The sequence below is a fragment of the Clostridium tyrobutyricum genome (assembly GCF_019144085.1).
In the GTDB taxonomy this organism is placed as follows: Bacteria; Bacillota; Clostridia; order Clostridiales; family Clostridiaceae; genus Clostridium_B; species Clostridium_B tyrobutyricum_A.
This window is the reverse complement of record NZ_JAHHUY010000008.1, coordinates 26,032-39,594: the sequence shown is the minus strand read 5'-3', so window position 1 is coordinate 39,594 and position 13,563 is coordinate 26,032. Positions and strand designations below refer to the sequence as shown.

Genomic DNA, 13,563 nt, shown 5'->3' with positions numbered 1-13,563 from the left:
TTTGTAGTAAAATATAAGAATAAAATTAGTTTTACTCGAATAAAGCTAAAACTTGGAGGAGAATATGTTAGTTAAAGCTCATGCTAAAATAAATCTGTCTTTGGATGTAATAGGTAAAAGAAAAGATGGATACCATCTCTTGAAAACAATAATGCAGACCATAGACTTATATGATATTATAACAATAAATGAGATAGAAAAGGGAATAAAGTTATATTGCAATAAACCATATATACCATCTGATAATAGAAATTTAGCCTATAAGGCTGCACAATTATTTATAGACAAATATGGGATAAAAAGTGGAGTCCAGATAGATGTGAGGAAGTACATACCAGTTTCAGCAGGCCTTGCCGGAGGAAGTTCAGATGCTGCTGCAGTACTTAGAGTAATGAGAGATAATTACAGACCAAAGATCAGTAATGAAGAATTAAAAGAGATAGCTTTAAAGATAGGCACAGATGTAGTTTATTGCGTTGAAGGTGGAACTGCACTTTGTGAGGGAATAGGAGAAAAGGTTACTCCTATTAAGTCATTTAAGGATCACATATTATTAATTATTAAACCACCATTTGGAGTGTCTTCAAAGGATACATACAGTAATTTAGATATAAATAAAATAAATAAACATCCTGATATTAGGGTTTTATTAAATGCTATACAGGAAAATGATATTATTAAATTATGTGAAAACATGAAAAATGTTTTGGAAAATGTAACTTTAAAGAAGCATTATATATTGAGACAGATAAAAAAAGAAGCTTATAACCTTGGAGCTATAGGTTCACTTATGAGTGGTAGCGGATCTGCTATATTTGCTTTTTTCGATGATATGTTAAAAGCCCAATTTTGTTATGACAAGATGAAATCCAAATATAATGAAGTATTTATAACGAGAACTATTTAATTTTTAAAAAAGGACTATAAAAATATTCAAATCATATTTTTATAGTCCTTTTTTTATGCAATTATATTGTAATAAAATGAATAAACAGGTTTAAAAAAGCAAATCCTATTTTACAAGGATAATCTTATTTTATAGGAAGTGATGGATTTGCAAGAAATAATAGAGAATTATGTATCTCCTGAAATAGATGAAAATGTGGCTTATTTAAAAAAATTATTTAACAATAACTCAGATGTTATATTTAGAGAGTTCTATATAGGTGATATAAAGACTGCATTGGTTCATATAGATGGAATGGTTAACAAAGACCTTCTTAATGATCTCATGAGAGGAATTATGACTATGGCAGCTTCCAATTACATAGAAGATAGAAGCGAAATAAAAGATAGATTAATTACAGTATCAGATGTTAGCACATTAGATGATATGGAAAAAGGCGTAAATTTGCTTATGTCTGGAGATACATTGATGTTTGTAAATGAATTGAATAAATTTTATGTAATAGCTACTAGATATTGGCCTGCAAGGGGAGTATCTGAACCATCTTCTGAAACTGTAATAAGAGGATCAAGGGATGGTTTTACAGAGACAATTAGATTTAATACTGCTCTTATAAGAAGAAGAATTAGAGATACTAGACTAAAAATAGTTTCAAATCCAATAGGAGTAAGATCAAAAACTGATATGGCCATTATATATATAGACGATATAGTAAATAGAGATGCACTAAAAGATCTGAATGAGAGATTAGATAAAATCAAGATAGATGCAGTATTGGATAGTGGATACATAGAGCAGCTTATAGAAGATAATAAGTGGTCTGTTTTTCCACAAATTCAAAGCACAGAAAGACCGGATGTAGTAGCTTCTGCAGTTTATGAAGGAAGAATTGCAATACTTGTAGACAATTCACCTTCTGCTCTTATAATACCAACGGTAATGGCTAACTTATTTCAATCACCAGATGATTATTATCAAAGATGGATATATAGTTCAAGTATAAGAATAATAAGATTTTTATCCATAATTTTAGCACTTGTAATGCCAGGACTTTATGTATCAGTGACATCCTTTCATACTGGAATAATACCTACTAAGCTTGCTTATTTTATTGCAGCATCAAGGGAAGGGGTGCCATTTCCAGCTTTTATGGAAGCTGTAATAATGGAAATTAGTTTTGCACTGCTATTGGAAGCCATAGCCAGGTTACCAAAAGCTATAGGAGCTACTACTGGAATAGTAGGTGGACTTATTATAGGGCAATCAGCAGTTCAAGCAGGAATTGTAAGTCCTATTATGATTATTATAGTTTCAGTTACTGCAATAACGAGTTTTACTACTCCAAATTATGAAATGACTACTGCATTTAGAATAATAAGATTTATCCTTATAATTTTATCGGCTATAGCTGGACTTTATGGAATGATGATAGGTCTTATACTAACGTTAATACATCTTGTTAGACTGAAAAGTTTTGGTATTCCTTATCTTTCACCTATGGTAAATGAGAATATGTCAGATTTTAAAGATATGTATTTGAGATTTCCAATTAATTTGTTTAAAAAAAGACCTAAATATATGAAAACTCAGGATAAAGTAAGGCAGAAATAAGAATAGAGGTGATATTGAATATGAAATATAAAAAGTTTATTACTAGTTTTGGATTATTTAGTACTATCATTGTAACTGTCATAGGAGTAGGAATATTTTCATATCCACAAGAAATATCCTCTATTGTAGGTACAGACGGATGGATTGTAACTATTTTTGCAGGATTTATAGCGTACCTTTTATTGTATATAGCATATTTGGCAGTAAAGAGAAATGGGTATAATAAATTATACATTATATTAAATAATAATTTCGGAAAAATATTTGGAGGAATTTTAGCTTTAATTTTTATAGCATACAATATAATCTCAATATCTTTTGGAATGAGAATATTTACGGAAGTAGTAAAAATGTATCTTTTAGAAAAGACTCCCACTGAATTCATATTTATTGTAACTATACTTACAGGAATGTATTTAATAACTGGAGGTTTGGGGAGTTTAATAAAATTTAATGAGATATCATTTTGGATAATGTTTGTACCAGTTATAATTATGATGATTTTTACATTGAATAATGTTAATTTCAGTAATATATTACCGGTATTCAACAATAGCCCCATTAAGTATGGAGAAGCGTTTAAAACTTGTATATATAGTTTTTCAGGAATAGAAATAATATATTTAATGATTCCTTATATAAAATCTAAACTTTCTTTAATCAAGACAACTAGTAAAAGTATACTATTTATAACAGTATTTTATACTGTTATTGTTATATTATCTTTGGCTGTATTTTCAAAACATCAGACCAACATATTACTTTGGCCAACTATGACTATGATGAAATCTATAAATATCCAGGGAGCATTTATAGAAAGGTGGGAAGGTGTAGCTATGGCAATGTGGGTTATGTTTTATTTTACCACCTTTTCTAACCTATATTATCTATCTTCGGATATAGTAAAGGATATGTTTAAATTAAAAAGCATTACTATTCCATCTATATTTTTAGGAGTCATAGTCTATATTATAGCTCTTTATCCAAAGAATATAGCTACTTTGTATGATATGGGCAATAAATTCATACCTCCATTATTTGTATTTAATGTTGTTATACTTCCGTTGATTATACTTCTTTTTAGAAAGTTTAAAAAAAAATCAATTATAAAAAAGGTTATGCCCTTAATTCTTATATGTGTTCTTCTTACGGGATGCTGGGATAAGGTAGAAATTGAAAACAAGCAGTTGATTTCAATAATCGGAGTAGATACAGGAGAGGATATAGATAAACAGAAGTATTTAAAGAATGTAAAACCTGAAGATCCACTAACTTCCATTGACTTAAAAAAAATTCATCTTACATTTGGTTCGCCAGATTTATCTCAACTAGGCCCAGATAAAGGTGCACAGGCAGAGGATAAATATATAGATGCAGATGGATATTCTTTTCAAGATGCAGTTAGCAAGGCAAGACTTAAAAGCAGCAGATCTATAAGATTCAGTCATACGAGTTTATTAGTGTTTAGTGATGGGATTATGGAACATCCATATGTATTAAAAGAGATTTTGGATTATCTACAAAGAGAGCCCTCATTAAACCGAAATATGTATATAGTTGTAGTTCAAGGTAAAGCAGAGAGGTATATAAAATTAAAAACTAATATGGAAAAAAATATGGAAAGTTATATTATAGGATTAATAAACAATGATTCTAGCAATACAGAAATAATTCCTGTTAGTTTAAATGACTTTTTAGTTCAAATGAATGAAAATGGTAATAGTCTTCTACCTAAAATAGGAATGGATGAAAATAATAAGGATGTAAAAATATTGGGATCTTTAGCTGTTAAAAATTTTAAAGCTAAGGGAATTCTGAATCCTACAGAAACTGCAAATATAGAATTTTTAAAAGGTAAATTAAAGGGAAGTAAGAGGATGATATATTTAGATAATCATCCTGTTGATATAGATATTAATAATACCAATAGAAAGATAAGCGTAAGTGAAGTTAAAGGAAAATTGCAATTTAATATACACGTAAGGATTGAAGCTCAAATAAAAAATTATTATTTGGATAAGGATCTGTTTTCAGTAAATACACTAAAGTACATTCAAGACAATTTTAATAAGTCTATAAAGATAGAATGTGAAGAAGCATTAAAAAAGATACAACAAGAGTTAATAATAGATCCAATAGGATTTGGAAAATATTTAGAAGAATATCACCCGGGTATATGGAATAGAGTTAAGGATAATTGGGATAATGAGTATAAAAATTCAACTATAAATGTTAATATAGACACTCAAATAAGAAGAATTGGAGTAGTAAAATAATTTAAATTAAGTGAATATAACCAAAATATCTGTCAATACTTTCTAGTATAAATGAAAATTAAGTCTGAAGGGAAGTAGAAAGTTATGAAAAAATTTTTTGGATTAATAATATTATGTATTTTAGTTATATTTACTTTAAATTTTACTGTTCAATCTAGTGATTTTAACGACAATTTATTCAAATATAGTTCAAATAGTCAATCAAATAATGTTCAGCAGAGTATAGCATCAAAAATTATAAGATTTCATGTTATAGCTAATAGTGATACACAAAGTGATCAAGCTCTAAAACTAAAAGTAAGAGATGAAGTATTAAAATATATTTCACCTAAATTATCAAATTCTAAAAGTATAGTTGAATCGAGACAAATTTTAAAAGAAAATAATAATAATATTTTGAGCGTAGCTAGAAAAGTTATAAGAGAACATGGATATAGCTATGGAGTTACGAGTACACTTTCACAGTTTAATTTTCCTATAAAAACATATGGAAACATAACCTTGCCTCAGGGAAGGTATGAAGCTTATAGGATAATAATTGGACAAGGTAAAGGCAGAAATTGGTGGTGTGTAATGTTCCCTCCTCTATGTTTTGTAGATATATCCAGAGGTCAGGCATCGTATAAAAAGACAGAAAAGGAGATGAAAACTGTATTGAATCAAAAAGAATATAATTCAGTTGATAATGGTATTGAAAATTTAAATAATAAAAAAAATAATGATAATAATGTTAAAGATGATAACATAGAGGTTAGATTTAAAATATTAGACATTGCAAAAGGATTAGGATTTTAGATGTTTTGATAACTTTTTAATAACTTAGGGTTAATGGCCCCAAGTTTCTAAAAAGCTAATTGTCTTCAAATAATTTATTAGCTGTTTTTAACAGATGTTCACCAGCTGATTTTAGTATAGTTTTTATATCGTCCTTTTCATAAGGTTTGTTTTTTATCATGTTAGGAACTGGCTCAAGTTTAAGTTTGCTGCTATTTACAAGTGAATCGATTAAATCTGCTATGTGATTGCCTGAATATGATTTTGAAAAATTAATACAGTTTTGTTGTATTTTCTTAAGTCTGCTTTTACATTCTAAAAGTTTTACTATGTTTTCTCCACATTTTGATATATTGGTTAAATTAACAGCAAGTTCGTGTTTAAAAAGAAACTGTGCATTTTTTTCTTCTTGTCCAGGTATTGGTGAAAATATACCTAGGGGAACATGAGATATCAAGGCTTCTGTAATTGTGAGTCCACCTGGTTTGGTTAGTAGAAGGTCACTGCACTGCATATACTTGTTTACACAATTAGTAAAACCTATTATACAGGTGTCTTTTAAAGAAGATTTTTTTAATTTTGAGAGGTCTGTATAAAGTTTTTTGTTTTTGCCTGTTATTATAATTATTTGAATATTCTCGGGTATTTTACTCAATTGTTCGTATATATTAGTTATTTTACCCATCCCAAGACTTCCACCCATAATAAGTATTGTAAATTTGGAACTGGAGAAATTCAGTTCATTTAATGTTACTTCCCTGGAGTACTCATTCCTAAAATTTGGATTAACTGGTATACCAAGATTATATATGGAGTCCTTTTTAATTCCTTCGGATACCATTTTTTCAATCATATCATCATTTGATACTACATATGCGTCTATATAAGGATGAAGCCATGTACTGTGAGGATAGAAATCCGTTATTATAGACATACAGGGTATATTAAGGTTGTATTTGAATTTTAATATGGATAGCATTTCTGTAGTAAAAGAATGCGTAGATACAAGTATATCAGCTTTAAAATCGTCTATTAATGGAATTAGTTTGGAAGTTAAAACTTCCATTATCTTTGAAGCCAAAGTTATGGCAATGGGATCATTTTTTTCTGAATAAGAATATAATTTCCCATATAAAAAGGGAGTAACTTTTAATGTACTTAAATAGCTTCCAATAACTACTTTATCTATTAATGGATTTATATATTTTAGCGTGTCTATTATTTTTATTTCTGAATCTGGATCCTTTAGTTTAATATAATCTTTTAGGGCATCTGCTGCGTGGACATGACCACCTCCAGCTGATACCGAGAAAATTAGGACTTTCATTTCAATCACCTTCTGATTAAGGATATATGGCTGTTATCGATAAAACTCTAAATTCATTCATTTCCTAATATTACTAATATTATATAAAATATAAGAATAATAATAAACCGATTTTATAAACAATTAAGAAAAAATTAATATATAGTACTATATTATATTATAGCAGAAAAGTAATTTATATATGTGATTTATATATGGCAGTTCATGTATATTATTTAAAATAATACAGATAATATCTATAAAATTAAAATTGAAAATAAGGAGGGAAGAGTTGCGCAGTCATAGCACTCACAAATTGCGTGACATAAGTTTAATGAAGACATCTAAAAAAAGAATAATATATACTGCCATAGTCACATTGATTGTAGTTTTTTCAAGCACTTTTGCAATTCTTATGACTTTGGAAAGAAATGATTACAGAAATTATCTTCAAGGTGAGTATGGGAAAAACATGTATGAACTTATAGACTCAGTTAGAAATATAAGGGTTAACCTGGCGAAGGCAGAGGTTATAGGTTCTAGAGAACAAGGAATAGTTGTATTTGAAGAAATATTCCGACATTCAGCTATAGCTAGTGATAAACTCCATTCCCTCCCTGTTTCTCAGCCAGCCATATCAAATACAAGTAAATTTCTAAATCAGGTAGGCGATTTCTGCTATACATTAGGGGATATATCCAGCAAAGGAGGAAGCCTTGGCAATAAGGATTATGCCGATATAGATAGGCTGAAGAAACAATCAAGTGATTTAGAAATGCAGTTAAGCAATATTTCAAATAATATAAATCAGGGTCAAGTAAGATGGGGAGAAATAAGAAAGAAAGTTACAGGGGTATTGGCTAAAAATGATGGAAACTCTGCGGTATCTCAATTTCAAAACATACAAAAGCAGATAACTCAGTATCCTGCTTTGATATATGATGGTCCTTTTTCAGATAATACTCTTTCTATAAAACCTAGAGTAACTTCACAAAAAGAGGTTTCCAAAAATCAAGCTGAAAAGATTGCAAGAAAAGTTATAGATGATAAGAAGTTTAAAAATTTAAAAACTGAAAGCCTGACAGAAAATTCAAATATAAAAATATATAGGTTTACATCAACTGTAAAAAATAATAATAGAAATCAAAACATATCATGTGAGATAAGCAAAAATGGTGGAAAAGTAGTATATCTTATAAATGACAGGGTTATAAATAATTCTTCAATAAGTATGAAAAAGGCTATTGACATGGGAACAAAATATTTGAATGGTTTAGGATATAAAAACATGCTGCCTATATATACATTGAGATATGGAAATGAAGCAGTTATAAGTTATGTATATAAACGTGGTAATGTAATAATATATCCTGATCAAATAAAATTAAAAGTAGCATTGGACAATGGAGAAGTAGTTGGAGTTGAATCTGTAAAATATTTAGTGTCTCATGATGAAAAAAGAAAAATAAGTTCTCCTAAAGTAAGTTTAAGCAGAGCCAAACAAAGAGTTGGAAAAAGACTAAATATAACAGGCGAGAGATTGACTATTATTCCCACAGAAGAGAATAAAGAGGTTTTATGTTATGAATTTTCTGGAGTATGTAATGGAGACAGTTTTAAAGTATATATAAATGCGGATACAGGATATGAAGAAAGAATTCTTCAAATAATAAATACCCCTAATGGAGAATTGACGATGTAACTTTCCATAACTTGATTGTTTTGATATAATGAATCTATATTTATGACAATGTGATTCATAGGAGGAATATGCATGAAGAAAAAGGCAGTTATATCAGTGTCAAGTACTAGGGAAGATGATGAAGATCTTATAGAAGTTGTAACACCAGGAGATTTTTATAAGGAAGATGATTTTTATTATGCCAAGTATAAGGAAACGGAAATATCTGGCATGGAAGGTACTGAGACTACTTTTAAAATGAACAATGATAGTTTTTCGCTTATGAGAATAGGAACTACGAATGCTAATATGGATTTTGGCAAAAATAAGGATAATTTAACTGTATATGATACACCTTATGGTGCTATGGAATTGAGAATACAAACTAATAAACTTGAAATTGATGTAAATGAAAGTGGAGGAAACATACTTATAGACTATAATTTAAGTATATCTGGTCAGAGTTATCAAAATACAAAATTAAAAATTAATATAAAGGCTTAGGACAATTAAAGTGTCTTTTATAACTATTTATGTTTAAAATTATCTTAGCTGGACAATATAAAGATAAATCAACTAATCTTGTGATAATAAACAAGAAAGTTGAAATAGTTAAGTTTAGTGAGGAAAATTATTATGAAGTATTTTAATGATAAAACCCAGACATATTCAGCTATAATTGATATATTATGTGAGTATAAAGGCTTAAGCAAAGAACAGTTGTTTAATGTTTTAAAAGATAAGGATTGCAAACATTTATTTTTTCTACTAATAAAAAAATATGAATGTTTTGATTTGGATATGTTGAAAAAAGATATTCCTTCTATAAACAAAATTAAATTAGAGAATAATATAAATCAGGCACAAAAAAAGTTATTACTTAATAGAAAAATAAGAAATATGTATTTTGAAGCTGAAGACTTACTAGACAGAGCAAAATAATTTATTATAAAATATAACCTCAGTGAATTTTAAATTCACTGAGGTATAAATACAAATTAAAAAAACAAAAAACTCTAGCATATATTAGATTAATATGCTATTATATTAGGTATGTTAAAAAAGTAGTTAATTAACATTATATTATTTGAGTAATTTTTATTATAATACTAAAAAAATATTCTGTCAATAATTATTTTGCCAAAATTTTAATAAAAATGGAAAGCAGGGGGTGAGTACTGCTGCAAAGCAGGAAACTATGAGCACAAAATATATATTTGTAACTGGAGGAGTAGTATCTTCACTTGGTAAAGGAATAACTGCAGCTTCTCTAGGCAGGCTTTTAAAAAATAGAGGACTTAAAGTTTCAATTCAGAAATTTGATCCATATATAAATGTGGACCCTGGAACTATGAGCCCTTATCAGCATGGAGAAGTATTTGTTACAGATGATGGAGCAGAAACGGATTTGGATTTAGGACATTATGAAAGATTTGTAGATGAGAGTTTAAGTAAAAATAATAATGTCACTACAGGTAAGATATATTGGTCCGTAATATCCAAAGAGAGAAAAGGCGAATACTTAGGTAGTACAGTGCAGGTAATTCCACATATAACAAATGAAATAAAGTCTAGAGTTTATAGAGTAGCTAAGGAAAAGAATGAAGATGTAGTTATAACAGAAATTGGAGGAACTATAGGAGATATAGAATCTCTTCCCTTCTTGGAAGCAATAAGACAAATAAAATATGATATAGGTACAGAAAATGTATGTTTTATTCATGTTACACTGATACCGTATCTACGCAAATCTGGAGAACTTAAGACCAAACCTACACAACATTCAGTAAAAGAGTTAAGAGGTATAGGAATACAGCCTGACATAATAGTTTGTAGATCTGAAAAGGAAGTATCTGATGATCTTAAGAAAAAAATAGCTTTATTTTGTGATGTAGGTAAGGATTCAGTTATACCTAATTTAGATGCTGGTAATTTATATGAAGTTCCATTAATGCTTCATGACCAGGGATTAGACGATTTAGTATGTAAAAAATTAGGACTAAAGTCTGGTAATGCAGATAATGATGAATGGATACATATGGTAGACAGAATAAAAAATTTATCTAATAGAGTAACTATAGGGCTTGTAGGCAAATATGTAGAATTACATGATGCTTATATATCTGTAGTTGAAGCATTGAATCACGGTGGATATGCAAATAATTCACACATAGATATTAAATGGATAAATTCTGAAGATGTAACAAAAGACAATTCTTCTGAGTATCTTAAAGATTTAGATGGAATTTTAGTACCAGGCGGATTTGGAGACAGAGGAATTGAAGGAAAAATAGAAGCTGTAAGATGGGCCAGAGAACACAAGATCCCTTTCTTTGGAATATGTCTTGGCATGCAGTGCGCCGTAATAGAATTTTCCAGAAACATATTGGAATATAAAGGAGCTCACAGTTCTGAAATAGATCCTGATACTAAATATCCTGTAATAGATCTAATGCCTGATCAGAAAGATATGGCTGAAAAAGGTGGAACTATGAGATTGGGATCTTATCCATGTAAGCTTTCAAAAGACAGTAATGCATATAAAGCATATGGACAGGAAGTTATAAATGAAAGACACAGACATAGATATGAATTCAATAATGAATATAGAAAACAATGCTCAGATGCAGGCCTTATATTTTCTGGATTAAGTCCAGATGAAAGGTTAGTGGAAATTGTAGAGTTGAAAAACCATCCATGGTTTGTAGCAGTACAGTTCCATCCTGAATTGAAGTCCAGACCTAATAGACCACATCCATTATTCAAAGACTTTATTAGTGCAGCTTTAAATAATTCTAATAAATAGACATAAATGCAGTTATTTCAGTAGTACATTTGGCTAGATTAACTAGTTAATGTACTACTATTTTGGATATTCCCAATAGCTTTTATTTAAATAGTATTGATTATTGCAATTAATAATAATATTATGAAAATAGGTTAATATTTATAACTATGTGGATTAAAATATTTTAAAAGGTTATAATATAAAATATAATTATTACCCACCCATATGAAATTTTCTTTACTTGTTTTTATATCTCTTTTGATTTCCCCAAAGAATTATGTACAAAGTTAAATAATGAGAGGTGTTACTTTTTGGTTAATAAAGATATAGATAATATGAAGTTAGCAGAACTTAAGGAGTTTGCAAAGAATTTAGGAATAGGCAATATATATAAATATAAAAAAGCAGAGTTAATTGAACAAATAAAAAAAGTGTCTCCAGCTTATATAAAAAGAGACGGACTCATACTTAGAGAAAAAATAAGTCCTAAAAATGAAATAGTACATAATGATGAAGAGAAAAAAGAGGAATCAACCCAATCTCCTTCAACAGGTAGATTAAAACATGTAAATGAGGAAAAAGCTGAAGACTCCAAGGACAGTGGAGAAGAGAAAAAAGAAAAACTTAAGGAAATGATAAATGAGTCGGATAGTGCAAGAGGAGTACTTGAAATTATAGAAAATAATAATTATGGATTTTTAAGAGGTAAAAATTATCTAACCGGTCCTAATGATATATATGTATCTCCATCACAGATACGAAGATTTAATTTAAAAACAGGTGACGAAGTAGTTGGAAAGGTCAGAACTCCAAAAGAGGGAGAAAAGTTCAAGGCACTTCTATATGTTCAAAAAGTAAATGGAGAAAATCCAGAAAGAGCAGTTGGTAGAAAACCATTTGAAACTCTCACCCCAATATATCCCAATCAAAGAATAAGACTGGAAACAGGAAGTTCAGATTTGTCAACAAGACTTATGGATATAATATCACCCATAGGAAAGGGTCAGAGGGGAATTATAGTAGCACCTCCTAAGGCGGGAAAAACTACACTTCTAAAGAAAATAGCCCAAAGTATATCAATAAATCATTCAGAAATAAAATTAATAGTTGTACTTATTGATGAAAGACCAGAAGAAGTTACAGACATGCAGAGATCAATTCGTGGAGAAGTAATATATTCTACATTTGATGAAGAGCCTGAGCATCATACGAAAGTTGCCTATATGGTACTTGAAAGAGCAAAGAGAATGGTGGAACAGGGACAAAATGTAGTAATACTTTTAGATAGTATTACAAGACTTTCAAGAGCTTATAATCTGACAATAACACCAACAGGAAGGACTCTTTCGGGTGGATTGGATCCAGGAGCACTTATAATGCCTAAAAAATTTTTTGGTGCTGCAAGAAATATAGAAGAAGGCGGAAGCCTAACTATATTGGCAACAGCTTTGATAGAAACAGGCAGTAGAATGGATGATATGATATTTGAAGAATTCAAGGGAACTGGAAATATGGAAGTCCATTTAGATAGAAAGCTTCAAGAGAGACGAATATTCCCTGCTATAGATGTTTATAAGTCAGGTACAAGAAGAGATGACTTATTATTTGAAACTCAACAAGAAAAAGATTCAGCGTTTAATATAAGAAGAATCATGTATGATGAAAATAGTAATCAAAATGTTACAGAGCAACTTATAAATATACTTACAAAAACTAAAGATAACAAAGAATTCATGGGATTTGTAAGTAAAGTGGATACCAATGCACGCCGATTGGATAAAAGCAAGTAATAAAAAACCTGCCCTAATAAATATTGGGACAGGTTTTAATAGCTTAAGTTTAAATTATATATGTTCTACTGTTCATTTTTTAAGTTGAATTTCTTTAAGAACTTATCAACTCTTCCACCTGCATCGATAGCCTTCTGTTTACCAGTGTAGAATGGATGGCATTTAGAGCATATTTCCACTTTCAATTCCTTTTTAGTTGAACCAGTTGTGAAAGTGTTTCCACATGCACACTTAACTACCGCATCATGATAGTATTCTGGATGTATGCCTTTTCTCATATTGTTCACCTCTTTCAAAATTTAACTACGTTTATTATATTAACTAAAAAATTATATCATGTCTATAAATATAAGTCAATAAATAAAAATTCACAATAAATAAAAATTATAAATAAATGCTTTAATAAAGTATTTATGTTTGTTAAAATATA

11 protein-coding genes are annotated in these 13,563 nt (G+C 29.2%); 9 read left to right on the top strand and 2 right to left on the bottom strand.

Features of this window, described 5'->3' with window-relative positions:
* The first annotated feature begins 64 nt into the window (after positions 1 to 64).
* The 4 genes from ispE (at position 65) to spoIIR (ending at position 5,589) form a co-directional block, all read left to right on the top strand.
* Positions 65 to 907: a 4-(cytidine 5'-diphospho)-2-C-methyl-D-erythritol kinase gene (gene ispE, locus KM800_RS05450; RefSeq protein ID WP_217812166.1), complete on the top strand. Its 843-nt coding sequence runs from the start codon at positions 65 to 67 to the stop codon at positions 905 to 907.
* Between the two features lie 147 nt (positions 908 to 1,054).
* Complete coding sequence (locus KM800_RS05445) at positions 1,055 to 2,518, top strand: spore germination protein (RefSeq protein WP_217812165.1); 1,464 nt, start codon at positions 1,055 to 1,057, stop codon at positions 2,516 to 2,518.
* Between the two features lie 20 nt (positions 2,519 to 2,538).
* A complete protein-coding gene (locus KM800_RS05440) occupies positions 2,539 to 4,794 on the top strand; it encodes a Ger(x)C family spore germination protein (RefSeq protein WP_217812164.1) in 2,256 nt (751 codons plus the stop codon).
* 84 nt (positions 4,795 to 4,878) lie between these two features.
* Positions 4,879 to 5,589 (top strand): stage II sporulation protein R, encoded by a 711-nt coding sequence (spoIIR, locus tag KM800_RS05435; RefSeq protein WP_217812163.1) that lies wholly within the window; start codon positions 4,879 to 4,881, stop codon positions 5,587 to 5,589.
* Between the two features lie 55 nt (positions 5,590 to 5,644).
* Here the strand turns inward: spoIIR and KM800_RS05430 are convergent, their stop codons facing one another.
* Positions 5,645 to 6,895, bottom strand: coding sequence for an MGDG synthase family glycosyltransferase (locus KM800_RS05430; RefSeq protein WP_217812162.1), 1,251 nt, complete (start codon positions 6,893 to 6,895; stop codon positions 5,645 to 5,647).
* Between the two features lie 313 nt (positions 6,896 to 7,208).
* Between KM800_RS05430 and ypeB the strand changes: the two genes are divergently transcribed.
* The 5 genes from ypeB to rho all read left to right on the top strand — a co-directional run bounded on the left by ypeB (position 7,209) and on the right by rho (position 13,133).
* A complete protein-coding gene (gene ypeB / locus KM800_RS05425) occupies positions 7,209 to 8,576 on the top strand; it encodes a germination protein YpeB (protein WP_217812231.1) in 1,368 nt (455 codons plus the stop codon).
* A gap of 72 nt (positions 8,577 to 8,648) precedes the next feature.
* A complete protein-coding gene (locus KM800_RS05420) occupies positions 8,649 to 9,059 on the top strand; it encodes a DUF1934 domain-containing protein (RefSeq protein ID WP_217812161.1) in 411 nt (136 codons plus the stop codon).
* A 132-nt stretch (positions 9,060 to 9,191) separates the two neighbouring features.
* Positions 9,192 to 9,497, top strand: coding sequence for a ribose-5-phosphate isomerase (locus tag KM800_RS05415; RefSeq protein ID WP_217812160.1), 306 nt, complete (start codon positions 9,192 to 9,194; stop codon positions 9,495 to 9,497).
* 256 nt (positions 9,498 to 9,753) lie between these two features.
* A complete protein-coding gene (locus KM800_RS05410) occupies positions 9,754 to 11,361 on the top strand; it encodes a CTP synthase (protein ID WP_217812159.1) in 1,608 nt (535 codons plus the stop codon).
* A gap of 293 nt (positions 11,362 to 11,654) precedes the next feature.
* The gene (gene rho / locus KM800_RS05405) at positions 11,655 to 13,133 is read left to right on the top strand and encodes a transcription termination factor Rho (RefSeq protein ID WP_217812158.1); all 1,479 of its coding nucleotides are present in this window, start codon (positions 11,655 to 11,657) and stop codon (positions 13,131 to 13,133) included.
* Between the two features lie 65 nt (positions 13,134 to 13,198).
* On the opposite strand, the gene rpmE is transcribed toward rho, so the two are convergent.
* Positions 13,199 to 13,411 carry a 50S ribosomal protein L31 gene (gene rpmE / locus KM800_RS05400; protein WP_217812157.1) on the bottom strand — a complete coding sequence of 71 codons (213 nt, stop codon included), beginning with the start codon at positions 13,409 to 13,411 and terminating at the stop codon, positions 13,199 to 13,201.
* Positions 13,412 to 13,563 lie beyond the last annotated feature (152 nt).